The following is a 16843-nucleotide window of genomic DNA, read 5'->3' as shown; positions in this document are numbered from 1 at the left end:
TGATATATGAGTTTATCAACCACCAGTATCAAGCGGCCGGTTTTTACGATAGTAATTAACCTGATGCTGATTTTATTCGGCATTATTGGTTATACGTTCCTGGGTGTCCGGGAATATCCGTCTATCGACCCGGCTATTGTGTCGGTGAGCACCAGTTACTCCGGTGCTAACGCCGATATTATTGAATCCCAGATTACCGAACCGCTGGAGAAAGCCATTAACTCCATCGATGGTATCCGGAATATTTCTTCTACGAGTAACCAGGGCCGGAGCAATATTAATATTGAGTTTAACCTGGAGAAAAACCTGGAAGAAGCGGCCAACGATGTGCGCGACAAAGTGTCGCAGGCTATCCGTAATTTGCCGCAGGATATTGATGCGCCGCCGGTAGTTTCTAAAGCTGATGCGGACTCTGAACCTATTATTACCATGACGGTAAGGAGCCAGACCCGCAACCAGATGGAATTAAGTGATTACGCCGAAAACGTAATTTCGCAGCGTTTACAAACCATTCCGGGCGTAAGTAGTGTGCAAATTTGGGGGCAAAAGCGTTTTGCCATGCGCCTGTGGCTCGACCCCATGAAGCTGGCTTCTTACGGCTTAACCGTAGCCGATGTGCGTACCGCCTTAAACCGCCAGAACGTAGAATTGCCTTCGGGTAAAGTAAGCGGCGCCAACACCGAGCTAATGGTTAAAACCTTGGGCAACATGTCTACGGAAGAGCAGTTTAATAATTTGATTGTAAAATCCGAAGGCGATCGCATTATTCGTTTTAGCGATTTGGGCCGGGCCGAACTGGGGCCTGAAAACCTGGAAACCAAAATGACCGAATCGGGGGTACCCATGGTGGGTTTAGCCCTCGTGCCGCAGCCCGGCACCAACTACCTCGAAATTGCCGGTAACTTCTACGACCAGTTCGAAAAGCTGAAAGGTGATTTGCCGCAGGATTTGCAACTGGATATTGTAATGGATAATACCTTATTCATTAAGCGTTCGGTAATTGAGGTGGCCGAAACCATTATAATTGCCCTGATTCTGGTAATTATGATTATTTACCTGTTCTTCCGCGATTGGAGTATTGCTTTCCGCCCTTTAATAGATATTCCGGTTTCTTTAATTGCGACCTTCTTTATAATGTACCTGGCCGGGTTCTCGGTAAACGTGCTTACGCTGCTGGCAATTGTACTGGCTACCGGTTTGGTGGTGGACGATGGAATTGTAGTTACCGAAAATATCTTTAAAAAGGTAGAAGAAGGCATGTCGCCGATTGAAGCGGCCATTAAAGGCTCGAACGAAATATTCCTGGCGGTTATCTCTATTTCTATTACCCTGGCGGCGGTATTTTTACCAGTAATTTTTCTCGAAGGTTTTGTGGGCCGTTTATTCCGGGAATTTGGGGTAGTAATTGGGGCCGCGGTATTAATATCGGCGTTTGTGTCTTTAACCTTAACCCCCATGCTAAATGCCTACCTGATGAAAAAGGGCGGCCACAAAAAATCGAGGTTTTATGAGTTTACCGAACCTTATTTTCAGAAGCTGAATACAGGTTATGCAGAGTCGCTGGCTAGCTTTATGAAACGCAAATGGCTCAGTTTCCCGATTGTAGGTATATGTATTGGCATAATTGTTTTGTTTTATATTACGCTGCAAAAAGAAACCGCGCCTTACGATGACCGCAGTATGTTACGGGTAATGGTAACCGCTCCCGAAGGCTCTTCTTTTGAATATACCGATCGGTTTATGGAAGAATTAACCCAATTGGTAAACGATTCTATTCCGGAGAAAAAAGTAAACTTGGTAATTACGTCGCCGGGCTTTGGCGGGGCCGGCTCGGTTAACAACGGTATGATGCGCTTAACGCTGAAAGACCTGAGTGAGCGGGAACGTTCGCAAAAAGATGTGGCAGACCACCTAACTAAAATGACGCGGCGTTATTCGCAAGCCCGGACTACGGTAACCCAGCAACCTACTATCTCGGTAAACCGCCGGGGCGGCCAGCCTATTCAGTACATTATTCAGGCACAAACATTTAAAAAGCTGGAAGAAAAAATACCGGAATTTTTAGAAGAAGCCAGTAAGCATCCGGCCTTATCTAACCCCGATGTAAACCTGAAGTTTAACAAACCCGAAATAAATATTACCATTGACCGCGAAAAAGCTCAAAGTTTAGGCGTTTCGGTGATTGATGTGGCCCAGACCTTGCAATTATCGCTCAGTGGCCAGCGGTTTGGTTATTTTATTATGAACGGACGGCAATACCAGGTAATGGGACAGTTCGATCGGCCTGATCGGGACGACCCCATGGATTTAACTTCGTTGTTTGTCCGGAGCAGCAGCGGCCAGCTTATTCAGTTAGATAACCTGGTTGAGTTAGAAGAACGCAGCAGTCCGCCGCAATTATACCACAACAACCGGTATATGTCGGCTACCATTTCGGCGGGTTTAGCCCCGGGTAAAAGTATTGGCGATGGCATTGAAGCCATGGACGAAATTGCCGCCAAAGTACTTGATCCTACTTTTACCACGGATTTGGGTGGGGAGTCGCGCGACTTTGTCGAAAGTAGTTCCAACACCGCCTTCGCCTTTGGTTTAGCCTTATTGTTAATTTACCTGATTCTGGCGGCCCAGTTCGAAAGCTTTATCGACCCGTTGATTATTATTATTACCGTTCCGATGGCGGTGGCCGGTGCCATGTTATCGCTGTGGTTGTTTGGCCAGACCTGGAATATTTTCAGCCAGATTGGTACCATCATGCTCATTGGTTTGGTTACGAAAAACGGTATCTTGATTGTGGAATTTGCCAACCATTTGAAAGAACAGGGTAAATCTAAAGCCGAAGCTATTCTGGAAGCTTCCGAAGCGCGTTTGCGGCCTATTTTAATGACCAGTTTGGCGATTGCGCTGGGGGCCTTGCCTATTGCTATGGCCTTAGGCGCGGCTGCGCAAAGCCGAATGGGGATGGGTATTGTAATTGTAGGCGGAACCATGTTTTCGTTAATCCTGACCTTGTTTGTGATTCCGGCATTTTACGCCATGTGGTCGCGCGAGTACAAACCTAATCCGGAGCTGGCCCAAGCCGAAGCTTTTGAAAAAGAACTGGTACACTAAACCAATATTTAAATCTGTAGCTTACCATCCATTCAATATAATATGAAGCAAAAATTTGCTTTCCTGTGCAGTCTGCTTTTATTAACCGCAGGAGTGGTTAATAAAAGTCAGGCCCAGGAACTCTTAACCCTGGAAGACGCCGTTAAAATTACCCTGGAAAATAATTATGATATTAAGCTTTCGGCCAACGATCTCCGGATTGATAAAAATAATGTAAACCTGGCGAATGCCGGTATACTGCCGGCCGTTACGGGTACTTTAACCAACAACAACAGCATTCAGAACAGCCGGCAGGTGCGGGCCGACGGCGAAGTGCAAGAGCGAAACAATGCGCGCAGTTCTAACCTGAACTACGGCGTAGGTTTAACCTGGAATATTTTTGACGGGTTTGGTATGTTTGCCCGCTACAACCAGTTACAGGAATTTCAACGGCTGGGCGAAGCTGAGTTGCAACTAACCATACTGGGGCGGGTAGCCGATGTTATTACCAATTATTTTGCGCTGGTACAACAGCAACAACAACTACAGGCAAACTTAACCGCTATCGATATTTCGCGGTTTCGGGTAAAAACCGCCCAAAGCCGTTTTGAGATTGGTAAAGCTGCCCGCTTAGAAGTATTAAATGCGCAAGTAGATTTAAATACCGATACTACCAATTATTTGCGGCAGCAAGACCTTTACCGGAATACCCAAATTTTGTTGAACGAACTATTGGCCCGCGATGTAAATATTGCCTTTAAAGTAGCCGATACGGTTATTATTGATAATAATTTAACGTTGGCGCAAATGTCGGAGCGGGCCATACAACAGAACCCGTCCTTACAGGCGGCTTTGGTGAGCCGGCGAATTGCCGAGTTGGATCAAAAGGCAGTTCGGGCAGCCCGTTTTCCCCGGATTGGCCTTAATACTGGTTATAATTTTAACCAATCGCAGGCTGCGCTGGGGTTTGCTACCCAAAATACGGGCCGGGGCTTTACTTACGGCGTTACCGCTTCGCTTAATATTTTTAATGGTTTTCTGCAACGTCAGAACGAGCGCAATGCCGCTGTCAGGATCGATAATTCTCAACTAAACTTGAACAAAATTAACCAGAATATTAAAGCCCAGTTAGCCGCCGCTTACCAAACGTATTCTACTAACCTGGCGCTGGTAAATTTAGAATCCAAAAATCAAGATATTGCCCAGCGCAACTTAGATATTACCCTCGATAAATTTAGAATAGGTAGTATTGCACCCATCGAACTCCGGGAAGCCCAATTAAACCTGGTGGCTGCCCAGGTGCGTTTAAGCACGGCCATGTACCAAGCCAAACTCGCCGAAATTTCTTTAAAAGAAATAGCGGGTAATATTAATTTATAAGTCTAAAAATGGCCAGGGTTTAGCTAAGAACCCTGGCCTTTATTGCGTCTGCTGTGTGTTTTTTAAAGCAACTTTATTTCACCTATGCCGGCCGGAAAAGAAGATTATAGTTTTTTTGAGAATGTTTTTGAGGTGGTAAAACTTATTCCGGTGGGCCGGGTTACCTCTTACGGAGCAATTGCAGCTTACCTGGGCAGCAAAGGTTCGGCCCGGATGGTAGGGTGGGCCCTTATAAGCTCGCACCAGCAAAATGTAAATGTGCCGGCTTACCGCGTAGTAAACCGCAATGGCTTGCTTACCGGCAAGCAGCATTTTGCCACTCCTACCGCTATGCAGGAAAGTCTGGAGCAGGAAGGCATTGAGGTAAAAGACGATCGGGTAGTAAATTTCGATAAACTTTTCTGGGACCCAGCCAAAGAGCTTTTGTAGCTACTGCTACCTTGTATATTTTATCCTTTATATTTCGCCCCAATATTATTAACTGCTTAACCTTGCTGATTAAAGTCTTTAATTAAACCAGGCTTAATACCAAATAGTAAATATTACCTTCCATAAAACACACCTTTATTTTTGTCATCCTGGAAGGACCTTTTGGTTAGAAAATCAAGAAGGTAATATACCTTTTAACGCTAGTTGCCTGTAAGAACATCTAAACAATAGATTTTTTCAAAATGACAGAGAGCGTATCTAGGGAAAGCTTTTTATACTATTTGGTTTAAATATTGGCCTGATTCCGAAAACAACAGCCTGTATTCTTGAGAATACCGGGATATTTAGAACTTTAAGTCGCGTTTGAAAGAACTTTATTAATATTTAATATTTTACAAGTAACTCAGAAAAGGGTTATTCCGGTGCCGGGCTTTATACTGCGCAAACCATTTACAGAGCGGATACAATATTAAAAGTACCAATATCCAGAACACATAAACTACGCCCAGGCTAAAACCAAAACCAGTCGGCAATGAGCCAAAATTTTGCGAAGTTTGAATATCGTGCCACGTGTACCCCAAAGCTAAAGCCGCAAAATAGGCCGTTGCATGAATAAGGTAAATATGCAGCACGTAAAAGAATAAAGGTACCCGCCCCACCGTAACCAGCACTGAAGCCACTTCAAATCGAAAGTTCTCCGAAATGGCCAGGAGCAACAAAGCCGGACCAATCGTCATCAATAAAAAATGAAACGAAGGTGGGTACTTGGTGGTGTTTAAAAAATCATATACTGATTTCCAGATAACGGATTGGTGTTCAAACAACTGACCATCGCCGTAAGCCTGCGTAAACCTTAGCGACAGAAAAAGCGCTATACAACCAAGCCCCGCCAGTACCAATATGCTCCTACGAGTAGTTGCTTCAAAATTATTCCGGTATAATTTGCCCGCGTAAAATCCCAGCGCCATTAATCCTATCCAAGGCAAAACCGGGTAAATCATAAAAATTGTAAAATCCGGGTCTGGATGCAGCATACCCGGTACGTGCAAAGCCGACCATAAAAAGTTTAAAGGTGGAGCAGTTACCTGAACCGAATCGAGAAGATTATGACCGATTACCAGCAATATTCCAAAAGTTAGAATAGCAGCCCGCGGCAAAAATACTAAGCCCGCCAACACCACCATACTTACTCCAATGGCCCAAATTACCTGCAAAACCATCATGCGGTAATAAATATCGAAAGTTAAGCCAAAGGTGATTAAGGTAACTTCCAGGAAGATAAGCCAAAGCCCCCGCGATAGTAAAAACAAAGAAAGTGCTTTTGTAGTCTGGAGCTTTTCCCCGGCTTTATACGCCGAAATACCCGAGAGAAACACAAAAGTTGGGGCACAAAAGTGGGTAATCCACCGTGTAAAAAACAAAAGAGGGGTAGTTGTTTCCATATTCATGGGGTCTGCTCCATGGGCATCTGCATGAAAGAAAGCCCGCACATGATCCAAAACCATAATTATCATAACCAATCCGCGCAAAAAATCAATAGAACTAATGCGATTGGGGTTTTCCAATACAGGTACCCGGAACGTTGGTGTCGATTTTCTAGGGCTTACAGTTATCATAGCAGCTATTAATTAAGCTATTGTAAACTAATGTTTTAAGTTACAATAATTACCAGAAAAATTTTAATCATTTATAATTATTAATCTCCAGGTAAAAAATCGTTTTCGATTAAGAATAAAATCCGGATGGATTAACGATTTGGTTTTAATCAGCATTTCAGTAAGCAGAATGAATAATAAATTGGTAATGCAATATTTGTGGGAATTTAATGTTTAGTATTATTAATAATGATATTTATAATTAATTCCATATTTATGAATATTAAATTTTGCTCTCAAATATTGTGCATTTTTATTGATAAGAGACGATTAATCATATTATTTGTAAATAGTATAGTTAGGTTAATCTTGATTTTCTTTGTGGACTTATAATATGTAAACTATTGAATATTTGTTAATATTATGAGATATAAATTATGTATAGCACATAAATGCGGAATAATATTCTTAAGATATAGTAGTGCATGACTAAATATTATTGGCTTTATTGCTTACTTTATACCGGTAAAGTAATATTTATTGATAAGATAATTCATTGTGAAAAATAATATTTTGGCGAGTTGATTTAAACAAATAAAATTATAATATATTTATGTCATCAAACAAGAATTGTTTTAATATTATTGTTTAAGCCTTATTTATAAAATTATATTAAAGTTTAATTAACCCTGTATGAAAATACATTTACACCAGTTTTTACCGGTGCTTTTTTTAAGTTTACTGATAAATGCTACCCTTGAATCACAGGCGCAAACCGTCCGCTATGTAGCTCCTGCTGGTACCGATGCGGGAAACTGTCCGGTGGGCAGCCCTTGTGCTACCTTAAATTATGCCATACAAGTAGCTAGTGCCGGCGATGTAGTGCAGTTGGCACCAGGTACTTACAACCAAAAAGCGACTATTAACAAACCCATTACCTTACAAGGCGCTGGTGCCGGTACTAACCCAAATGTGCACAGCATTATTACCGGTAACGCGCCGGCTTTAAGTGGCCGGGGCATTACGTTGGCCGCAGGCGTTGCCAATATTACTATTAAAGATTTGCGGGTGCAGGCCTTTGGGGGAGGAAGCGGTATTTACGGCAGCGGCAGAAACAATAACCTACGCATCCAGCAGGTACAGGTTTATCAGAATTTAGGCGGTTCCAGTGCCGAAGCCGGTATTCACCTGAACGGGCCAATTGCCGATATAACGTTACAGAATATTGATGCGCAATACAACAGCACCCGCGGCATTGTTATCTGGAACGGGTTAAAAGAACGCATAACTATTTCGAACTGCACCATTAGTAACAACAACCTGGCCGGCTTAGAACTCCAAGACGGAACCGCTTCCGGAATTACCATTACAGATAATATTATTCAGAATAACAAAGATTCGGGTATGTCGCTGGTGGGTTTATCGGCTGGGGCCGGGGCTAACCTGATAACCGGCAACACCTTAACCAACAATGGCCGGTTTGGCATTGAAGTAAAATTGCCAGCGGGTAATGGCCAGGAAACCGGCGACGGCAGTATTTTGCTGATGAATAACCGGGTAGAACGTACTCTGCCCATTGCCGCTACCGAACTGCGCGATTTGGCTGGTATTGCGGTTTACCGCCGCAACTGGACGGCGGCTAACTTAGATATTCCGCAAGGCGTGGTGTTAAAACAAAATACCGTATTGGGTTACCGGCAAGCCAGTGCCAGCGATGGTTTCGGCATTGTGGTAGAAGGTAACAATATGCAGGTGCTAAATAACACAGTGTCGGGCTGCGATGTGGCTATACAAATGCAGGCTGGCCACTTGCCTTATAATGCCCTTACCACCACCGACGGCGACCAGGGCAATTTAACCGATGAATATTTTGGCCGGGGCAACACGCCGGGCAGTTCAGGCGTGATTCGGGATAATATTTTTGACGGAAATATCACCGATACCCGTTACGTTGGTTTACCGGCTCCGCCCGAATTTGACCGCACCTGGATAGGAACTTTATCTGCGGAGTGGGGAGAAGCAAGTAACTGGCAGGAAGAGGCCGTGCCTACTGCTACTTCGGATGTTATTATTCCGGCTGGTACGCCTCATGACCCAATTATTACCGATGTTCAAGCTGTAAATAATATAAAAATTGCCGAAGGCGCCAGCTTAGCGGTACAGGAAGGGGCTTTACAATTACAAGGCTATTTAAGGAATGAAGGTACTTTAATTCAAAGCAATGTTGGTGAATTAACTTTTACTGGGGTGCAGCGGCAAACCTTAGGTGGTACTAAAACCCTGGAAGTTCAGAACCTGCAAGTTGGGGCAGCGGGCCTGGAGTTAGCCGGACCAATAAATATTAAAAATAAACTTTCGCTAAACGGTACCCTGTATACCAATAATTTCCCGCTCATTCTTTTGGCTGGTCCGGCAGGAACCGCTCAGGTAACTGGCTTAGATAAAGGTAATATAGCAGGGTTGGTAACCATGCAGCGCAAATTTGCTGCCGAAACTTCCCCTACTACGGGCTACGAAATATTAGCTACGCCTTTTACCAGTGCTTCTATGCAGGATTTTTTTGGGGCTGAATTACCCGAGAACCAGGCATTGGTGCAGCCATTTGCATATAATGAAGTTCGTACTGCCGATAACTCGGTAAACAATTTTGAACAAGGTTGGCAGCCAATTACAAACTTTAATGCCCCTTTGCAGGCTGGTCTGGCCATTCGGGCGAAAAGTGAACAAGGCCAAACCATCATGATTACAGGTACGCTCCAAAACCAGGCAGTAGAAGTTAGTGGTTTAACCCGGAGCACTGGTCGGCAAAGTGGCTGGCATTTATTGGGTAACCCTTACGCAGCACCACTCGATTGGCGCCGGATAGAAGTGCCCGCCGGCATGGGCCACGCGCTGTATACCCTAGGTGAATCCGGAAATTACAACAGTTATGTAAATGGGTTCAGTACCAATGCGCAAGAACCCTTAATTCAACCCATGAACGGTTTTTTTGTGCGGGTACAGGAAGGCCCCGTTAATTTCCGCTTCAATCCAAACCAGTTAGCAAATGCCGTGGAAAGCCCAACGCCAGTTCAGACTGAAAACCGGTCGCAGCTACATTTACAAATTGCGGCCGGTGCTAAAAAAGATGTTACTATTATTTATTTCGAAGCCGGTGCTACTGCGCAGCCGGATAGCCGTTACGATGCCTATAAATTACCTGCCGTTAATGCAACCGACCCAATGGTGTACTCTCAGTCTGAGAACGAAAAGTTAGCAATTAACGGGTTGGCTAATTTAGAGGCTGGTCAGGCGGTTGTAATTCCAATGGGAGTAAGCGGGAAGGAAGGCGAGGAGATTACGTTACAGGCCAGGCTGTTATTAAACTTTGCTCCAAACTTATTTATTTTCCTGGAGGACCGCGAAACCGGCATCTTTCAGAATTTGCGGGAGAATCCGGTTTATAACTTTAACCTGAGCAGCCCGGAGACTACTAACCGCTTTTTTATCCATTTTACGCCAGATAATATTTCGGTAAAAGAAGCAGCAAATACAGTAGCGGTTTATCCTAATCCGGTAAAAGGATTTTTGCAGGTTAGTTTAAACGGTTTAAACCAGGAGCAAAGCGTAGCCGCTGTTCTTTATAATAACCTGGGGCAGGTGGTATTCCGGCAAATGCTGCCGGTCCGGAACGGACGCGTTGCCGAAAAGTTAAACCTGGCAAATCAGCTAAAGGGGGTACATGTATTGCACCTCCAGACCCAGCAAGGAATAATTCAACGGAAAATTGTGCTGCAGTAAATATAAAATACTATTATTAATTAGTTATTGCGCATAAGTGTACACTATTGGTCATCCTGAGCTTCCCGAAGGATCTATCACAGTTATGTAAAAAAAGATTCAGCTATTTCGACAAGCTCAACATGACGCCTGTAGCTGGCGCATTATCCACTTAATATAGGTATTAAACCGCTATTTTGTAATTAATGAAATTTGGTTGAATATCAGGATTATTAAAACTTACAAAAATAAACTCAACGGAAATTACTTTCCGTCGGGTTTATTTTTTATAAATATTAATAGCCAATAGCATGAACAATCTGCCATAGATGCAGGATATTTTTGCCTCCTGCTCAACTCGGTCATTCTGAAAGAATCTTCTGCGTTACCTAATCAGAAGATTCTTCCAGAATGACCCAGATAGGTGAGATTAGCTATTCTTTTCCGCTAGGCAAACTGTTTTTTACTATTTGGTACAAGTTTGAATATTTAAACAATCAATAGTCTGGTATTTAAGTATAAGCAAGAGGACATAATTACTTTGATATACAAATTTCAATAGCATGGAATATTTCAATAGTCTATACACTTAAAACTTATAACTTATTACTTTCCACTTACTTAAAATCTAAACTAGAGCAGTCCGGCGGGCCATAATGGTAGTAATTATCTGGTCGGCGTGTACGCGGGAGTTTTCAATGAACCAAACGTGGGTATCCATACCACCGCAAATAACACCCGCCAGAAAAATATTTTTCAGGTTAGTTTCCATGGTTTCGGAGTTGTAAAAAGGGTAGCGTTTAAAATCCGGACTTAGGTCTACCCCAATTTTCCGCAGAAAGTTAAAGTTAGGCTGGTACCCGGTCATGGCCATAACGTAATCGTTATCAATCGTTAGCGCACCTTCGGGCGTAAGAATATCTGCTTCTGTTTCCCGGATGGCGGTAAGCTTGGCGTTGAAATAAGCTTTAATCGAGCCTTCGGCAATGCGGTTTTGTAAATCGGGTTTGGTCCAGTATTTAATGCGGCCGAGGTCCGCTTCCCGGATAACCATGGTTACTTCAGCGCCTTTGCGCCAGGTTTCCAGGGCAACATCCGCGGAAGAGTTGTTGGCGCCCACTACCAAAACCTTCTGGCGGTAATAATAATGCGGGTCGAAATAATAATGCCTTACTTTGGGCAGTTCCTCGCCCGGAACATTAAGCAAATTAGGAATATCGTAAAAACCCACCGCAATAATTACGTGGTAGGCCTGGTACGTTCCTTTATTGGTTTGCACCCGGTACAATTCACCTGCGGAAGTAATGCCACTAACTTCTTCAAATAAATTAATATTTAAATGTTTGGCATCTGCTACCCGGCGGTAATATTCCAACGCTTCGGAACGATTGGGTTTGGGGTGAATAGACGGAAAAGGTAAGCCCCCAATTTCCAGGCGATCGGCCGTGGAAAAAAACGTCATATTCAGCGGATAATTGTACAGCGAATTTACCAAACAACCCTTTTCCAGAATCAGGTAACTTAAACCGGCATTTTGGGCGGCAATGCCGCAGGCTAAACCAATGGGCCCGGCACCTACTATTATTATATCTAAAGTTTCTGTCAAAATTAAGTTACTGTTTAAAATTAACGTGTACCGTATTTTAGTAAATGCGGGTTACGTAAAGTTACCATAACAAAAAGTATTGGTAAATAAGGTTTTAATATTTTGCTTTACTCCGCTAAAATTTATTTTTCGGAGGTGATTGCGTATAAATCAGGAGAATATTATTCGAGTACCTGCATGGTAATATATATTTCCTGACTGGGCCAATCGTGGGTATCTACCGGTACCCGGGCAATTTTATCTACTACGTCCATGCCTTCCAGCACTTCGCCAAAAACGGTATATTTCATATCAAGGGTAGGTACGCCCCCTTTGGTTAAGTAGGTTTTTCTCTGCTCAGGCGTATAATTTATATTATTTTTCTGACCAACCTGCTGCAATTCGGCTTCCGAAACTTTAGAGCCCTGCACCATGTAAAAATTGTCCGGCGAGGAAGCTTTGGTCGGGTTAAATTCATCGTCGTAGCGGGCCATGGCTAGTGCGCCGCGCACGTGAATAAAAGCCGGGTTTACTTCCGTGGGTACGCCGTATTTTCCAATATCTCTTTTGGGCTCGCGGGAGTCGCCGCCTTGTACCATGTGGCCTTTAATTACCCGGTGAAAAACGGTGCCATTGTAATAGCCGGCATTGGCCAAACGAATAAAATTAGCGCGGTGCAGCGGCGTTTCTTTATATAATTTCAATTTAATTTCGCCCACGCTGGTACTTAGCAAAACCACAGTTTCGGGGTTTTCTTTACCATATTTTAATAGCTCTTCGCGTACGTTTTCGTTTGTGAGCGGTGGTAAAGGTGCCACGGCCTTTTTATTGTTACAAGCTCCTAACGAAAAAAAAATCAGCAAAAAAAATAATGGAATATATACAGGTTTTTTACGCAACATAAGGCTCCGGTAAAGTTTTGGGTAAAGATAAGAAAACAGCTTGTTTTCTGCTTATATAGGTATAATCTTATAAATATTCAGGTTATAATTTGAAATTATAAAATATGGGTAGTCTGAATATAGTATAATAACTGATTTAATTTAATTTATAAATTACCTTCTTAAAGGGTTCTGCCATTGTACTAAGCGATTTGCAATCCTAAAAGTTATTTATAGTTTTGCGCCGGTTTAACTATCTCACTATTAAATATTTAGGATATTTATTATTTAAAATGAAGAACAAAAACTTTCTTAGCACCGCCCGTGTGGCGGCCTTTACTACCTTTCTCGGAGCATCTTCCGGCTTGTTTGTAGCCTGCTCCGACAAAGCTACTGATACAATAGCACCTACCGAAAACCTGAACGCCACCAACGAAGCGCGAGCGGAACAGGGAATTACCGGCCAGTATATTGTAGTTTTAAAAGAAGAAGATGCTTCTTTAGGTTTTACGCCTGGTACTACTTATGAAGAGCGTACCGGGAAGGTTAAAAATTACGGACAGGCCTTACTCAAAAGAAAAGGTATTGGTTCTGAAAAAATTAAAGTAGCCTACGGTAAGGCCATTAAAGGATTTGCCGGCGCATTTACTCCGGCCGAAGCCGCTTTGCTGCGGAAAGACGAACGGGTGGCTTACGTAGAACAAGATCAGATTATTTCTTTAGGAAAGCCCCTTAAAAGCCCGAAAGGCCCTAAGCCAACCGAGCCGGCACCTACGCCAGAACCTACGCCAGATCCTGTTAATAGCACCCAAGTAATTCCGTACGGCATTTACCGGGTGGGCTACGGCGACGGTACCGGCAAAACTGCCTGGGTTATAGATTCTGGTATTGATTTAGACCACCCGGATTTAAACGTAGATGTTACGCGTAGCCGGTCTTTTATATCAGGTTCTTATTCAGCCGATGATGCCAACGGACACGGTACCCACGTAGCCGGCACTATTGCCGCTAAAAATAATACTTATGGCGTAGTTGGCGTTGCCGCTAATGCTTCTGTGGTGGCAGTGCGCGTATTGGATGCATCTGGTAACGGAACCGCGTCGGGTGTAATTGCCGGTATAGATTACGTAGCAGCTAATGGAAAACCTGGCGATGTGGCTAATATGAGTTTAGGCGGCAGCGCCATGCAAGCCATTGATGATGCGGTATTGCGTGCTTCGAATGCAGGTATTCTGTTTGCCATTGCAGCCGGAAATTCTGGATCTAATGCTGCTTATTCCTCACCGGCCCGTGTAAATGGTGCTAATATTTTTACTGTTTCGGCTATGGATAGCTACAATAACTGGGCTTCTTTTTCTAACTACGGCAATCCGCCGGTAGATTATTGCATGCCTGGCGTTTATATAAATTCTACCTGGCTAAATGGCGCCTATAATACTATTAGCGGTACGTCTATGGCTACGCCGCACATGGCTGGCGTTTTGTTGCTGAAAGGGAAAAGTTTTACCATTCTGGGCTATGTAAATAATGATCCGGATGGCCAAAAAGACCCGATTGCTCATTTATAAAGAATACTAACCATTATTTAAAAAGGCTGCATTTTAAAATGCAGCCTTTTTTTATTTATTTTAGTAGCTTTAATTCAGAAACTTATAATATTAAGTATTATCGGCATAGAAGCCGGCAGTGTTGGGTTTATACGGGTATATTTTAAGTAAATAGCCAACGTAATGCCCTTTTAAAAATGGTATTTTGAAACACCCCCGTCCCCATTCTTATTTCCGACGCAGAATAATTAACCCGTTGCTGGCTTTGCTTACGATGGGCATAACGCCGCAAAAATTAGCTTTAACAGTGGCCTTTGGGGTTGTGGTGGGTATTATGCCGTTGTTTGGCCTGGCAACCTTGCTTTGTACGTTATTGGGTTTACGGTTCCGGTTAAATATTCCGGCGCTATTGCTTATTTGTTATTTAGTAGCGCCAATTCATCTGCTGCTTTACCTGCCATTCATCCGGATGGGTATCTTAATTTTTGGCGCTGATGAATTCCGGATGACTTTTGAACAATTATTAATTATGTTTAAGGAAGACTGGCTGGACGCTTTAGAAAAGGTTTGGCTCGCTAATTTATTGGGTGTGGCAGTGTGGCTGCTTTTAAGTATTCCCATAACCGCGTTGGTTTATTTTATTACCCTGCCAATTTTCCGGAAATACGTACGCGTGCCCAAACGCAACTTAATTAGCGATATCCCAATTTAGTTTATTAGCAGTTTATTATTCCAGCCACTGCTCTATAAGTTTTAAGTGCGAAGCTGTTTAGCGTTTTCTATAATGGCTGAAACTGTTACCCTTGCTGCAGAGGTTCCAGCATTTAGTCTGGTAAAAACTTTAGATTAGACGAATACTTTAGCTGGCGCGAGCAGATGGAAATTATTCTCAAATATTTCTTAGCCTGATGGTTATGGTACTAACACCACCTTCAAGGAATATGGTATTATTTCCTGGCTGTTAAGGCTTTCTGCATGACATAATCGTTCATCCAGTAAGGGCCAATGGGGATATCTTCTTCTTTTATAACTATAAAACCAACGCGTTCATATTTTTGACGGGCTTGGTTGTAGCGGTTTACATTTAAGATTAAATATTCGCCGCCTTGGTCTAGAACTTCCTGCTCTATGTGGCGAATAAGCAAACTGCCGTAACCTTTTCCTTGGTAAGCAGGCTTTACGTATAATTTATTTAATTTAAAAGTGTGGTCCTGGTAGGGCGAGTAGGAAGCAAAGCCGGACGGTATTTCATTTTCGTATAATATAAAAAATTGCTGACCGGCGGCCATTTGTTGTTGCAAGGCTTCGGTCTGGTAAATTTCTGCCTGCATAAACCGGATTTGCTCCAGCGATAATATTTCCCGGTAAGCAGGCTCCCAGGTTTCCGCAATTATTTCCTGAATAGCTGGTATATTGTCTGGTGTTGCGGGTTTTATGTTAAATAGATGCATGGGTGCGCAATTTAAACAGGTGCCGAAACAATTTTTTTAACCGTTATATAATCGCCAACTTTTAGCTGACTATAAAAATTATCCGGAATAACATTCTGGCCAAATAATACCTTGTTTTTACCCGGCGCTGTGCGGTAAGTAGCCAATGTCCGCAAAGGTTCCGGGCTTTTCTGAGCCGAAGCCTGATCGATGGTGGTAAGAACACAGCGGGCACAAGGCTTTACGCCTCGGAACGAAAGGTTGCCGATTTGAAAGTGCGCCCAGGTATCTTCAGCAAAGGGCAGCCCGCCGGTAAATACCACACTGGGCCGAAAACGGTTCATGGGTACTGCTTCGGGAAGCCGGCTATTTAAATCGTTTAAAGAACTTTCCCCAATAAATAACAGCGGGTAACTATCGGCAAAACTTACAATATCACCCGGATGGGCATAATCCAGATCGGCTTGCCTTTGGGTAGTATCGGGCATGTAAACCAGGCGGCAAAACCGACCGAGTGTTGCCGAAAACCACTTGTTGGCCGCAGGGCTAACTTCTACGGCCTGGCAGCTATCATCCCAAATCTGAACCTCCAGAATATTATTGGTAGTGGGTTTAAACGGAATAAACAGTGGCGCAATATTGTTGGTTTTGTGTTTTACGGCCAACCCATCCGGAACCAGCGAAACCTGGAGCAAAGCCATTTCGGCAAAAGTACGTTGGGTTAAAAATTTACCGTTTTCGTCTACCAGCAACCACCTGCGGTCGTGTTGCAGGCCGCGGGGCTCCACCGTAGCGGCTTCCACCGAAATTCCACCTAATGATTTTATGGGGTAAATATTAATCTGGCTAATTTTTAACAAGTTTTCCATGAATTAAGGCAACATCTGGATTGTCTGGCTATCTTTTGATTTTAAAAGTAAAAAGGAGGGAGGGGTTATCAGTTATCAGGGTGCTATTGCTTAGCTTAAAATATTGCGATCATGTTGGGCCTGTCGAAATAGCTGAATTTAATTTTTCATAACGGTATTAGATCCTTCGGCAAGCTCAGGATGACCAATAATTTGCCCTTAAGCGCAAGTTCCGTTAAATAATGGTATAAGAACTTACATATTTAGACTTTGTTAGCAACACCTGTCATCCTGGATAATAA

Annotated in this window: 11 protein-coding genes; 6 read left to right on the top strand and 5 right to left on the bottom strand. The window is 43.3% G+C overall.

The annotated features are described in order from the left end of the window. Positions 1-6: 6 nt before the first annotated feature. The 3 genes from F0145_RS06070 (at position 7) to F0145_RS06060 (ending at position 4896) form a co-directional block, all read left to right on the top strand. Positions 7-3108 (top strand): efflux RND transporter permease subunit, encoded by a 3102-nt coding sequence (locus F0145_RS06070; RefSeq protein ID WP_150087422.1) that lies wholly within the window; start codon positions 7-9, stop codon positions 3106-3108. 42 nt (positions 3109-3150) lie between these two features. Then, positions 3151-4467, top strand: a complete 1317-nt coding sequence (locus tag F0145_RS06065; RefSeq protein WP_150087421.1) for a TolC family protein — start codon at positions 3151-3153, stop codon at positions 4465-4467. Between the two features lie 84 nt (positions 4468-4551). Beyond that, positions 4552-4896: an MGMT family protein gene (locus F0145_RS06060; protein ID WP_150087420.1), complete on the top strand. Its 345-nt coding sequence runs from the start codon at positions 4552-4554 to the stop codon at positions 4894-4896. A 392-nt stretch (positions 4897-5288) separates the two neighbouring features. On the opposite strand, the gene F0145_RS06055 is transcribed toward F0145_RS06060, so the two are convergent. Further along, the gene (locus F0145_RS06055) at positions 5289-6512 is read right to left on the bottom strand and encodes a DUF1624 domain-containing protein (RefSeq protein WP_150087419.1); all 1224 of its coding nucleotides are present in this window, start codon (positions 6510-6512) and stop codon (positions 5289-5291) included. 672 nt (positions 6513-7184) lie between these two features. Between F0145_RS06055 and F0145_RS06050 the strand changes: the two genes are divergently transcribed. Continuing rightward, positions 7185-10271 carry a right-handed parallel beta-helix repeat-containing protein gene (locus F0145_RS06050; protein WP_150087418.1) on the top strand — a complete coding sequence of 1029 codons (3087 nt, stop codon included), beginning with the start codon at positions 7185-7187 and terminating at the stop codon, positions 10269-10271. Between the two features lie 607 nt (positions 10272-10878). Here F0145_RS06050 and F0145_RS06045 read toward each other — a convergent pair. Together F0145_RS06045 and F0145_RS06040 are read right to left on the bottom strand one after the other, a co-directional pair. Further along, a complete protein-coding gene (locus tag F0145_RS06045) occupies positions 10879-11856 on the bottom strand; it encodes a YpdA family putative bacillithiol disulfide reductase (RefSeq protein WP_150087417.1) in 978 nt (325 codons plus the stop codon). A 161-nt stretch (positions 11857-12017) separates the two neighbouring features. Next, positions 12018-12653 (bottom strand): peptidylprolyl isomerase, encoded by a 636-nt coding sequence (locus tag F0145_RS06040; protein WP_223815843.1) that lies wholly within the window; start codon positions 12651-12653, stop codon positions 12018-12020. 356 nt (positions 12654-13009) lie between these two features. On the opposite strand from F0145_RS06040, the gene F0145_RS06035 reads away from it, so the two are divergent. Further along, positions 13010-14284, top strand: a complete 1275-nt coding sequence (locus tag F0145_RS06035; protein WP_150087415.1) for a S8 family serine peptidase — start codon at positions 13010-13012, stop codon at positions 14282-14284. Positions 14285-14468: 184 nt separating this feature from the next. Next, positions 14469-14975, top strand: coding sequence for a DUF2062 domain-containing protein (locus tag F0145_RS06030; protein WP_150087414.1), 507 nt, complete (start codon positions 14469-14471; stop codon positions 14973-14975). Between the two features lie 235 nt (positions 14976-15210). Here F0145_RS06030 and F0145_RS06025 read toward each other — a convergent pair whose 3' ends face one another. Both F0145_RS06025 and F0145_RS06020 read right to left on the bottom strand, forming a co-directional pair. Further along, positions 15211-15714 carry a GNAT family N-acetyltransferase gene (locus F0145_RS06025; RefSeq protein ID WP_150087413.1) on the bottom strand — a complete coding sequence of 168 codons (504 nt, stop codon included), beginning with the start codon at positions 15712-15714 and terminating at the stop codon, positions 15211-15213. Positions 15715-15725: 11 nt separating this feature from the next. Beyond that, positions 15726-16562, bottom strand: a complete 837-nt coding sequence (locus F0145_RS06020) for an MOSC domain-containing protein (protein ID WP_150087412.1) — start codon at positions 16560-16562, stop codon at positions 15726-15728. Between the last annotated feature and the right edge of the window lie 281 nt (positions 16563-16843).

This window comes from Adhaeribacter rhizoryzae, assembly GCF_008629685.1.
GTDB lineage: Bacteria > Bacteroidota > Bacteroidia > Cytophagales > Hymenobacteraceae > Adhaeribacter > Adhaeribacter rhizoryzae.
Note: the sequence above shows the minus strand (reverse complement) of the source record. Positions and strands in the feature narration are given on the sequence as shown.

Bases quoted from the DNA above. Each gene is read 5' to 3' on its own strand.
- F0145_RS06070 (WP_150087422.1), top strand. From the start codon at position 7: ATGAGTTTATCAACCACCAGTATCAAGCGGCCGGTTTTTACGATAGTA.
- F0145_RS06065 (WP_150087421.1), top strand. From the start codon at position 3,151: ATGAAGCAAAAATTTGCTTTCCTGTGCAGTCTGCTTTTATTAACCGCA.
- F0145_RS06060 (WP_150087420.1), top strand. From the start codon at position 4,552: ATGCCGGCCGGAAAAGAAGATTATAGTTTTTTTGAGAATGTTTTTGAG.
- F0145_RS06055 (WP_150087419.1), bottom strand. From the start codon at position 6,512: ATGATAACTGTAAGCCCTAGAAAATCGACACCAACGTTCCGGGTACCT.
- F0145_RS06050 (WP_150087418.1), top strand. From the start codon at position 7,185: ATGAAAATACATTTACACCAGTTTTTACCGGTGCTTTTTTTAAGTTTA.
- F0145_RS06035 (WP_150087415.1), top strand. From the start codon at position 13,010: ATGAAGAACAAAAACTTTCTTAGCACCGCCCGTGTGGCGGCCTTTACT.
- F0145_RS06025 (WP_150087413.1), bottom strand. From the start codon at position 15,714: ATGCATCTATTTAACATAAAACCCGCAACACCAGACAATATACCAGCT.
- F0145_RS06020 (WP_150087412.1), bottom strand. From the start codon at position 16,562: ATGGAAAACTTGTTAAAAATTAGCCAGATTAATATTTACCCCATAAAA.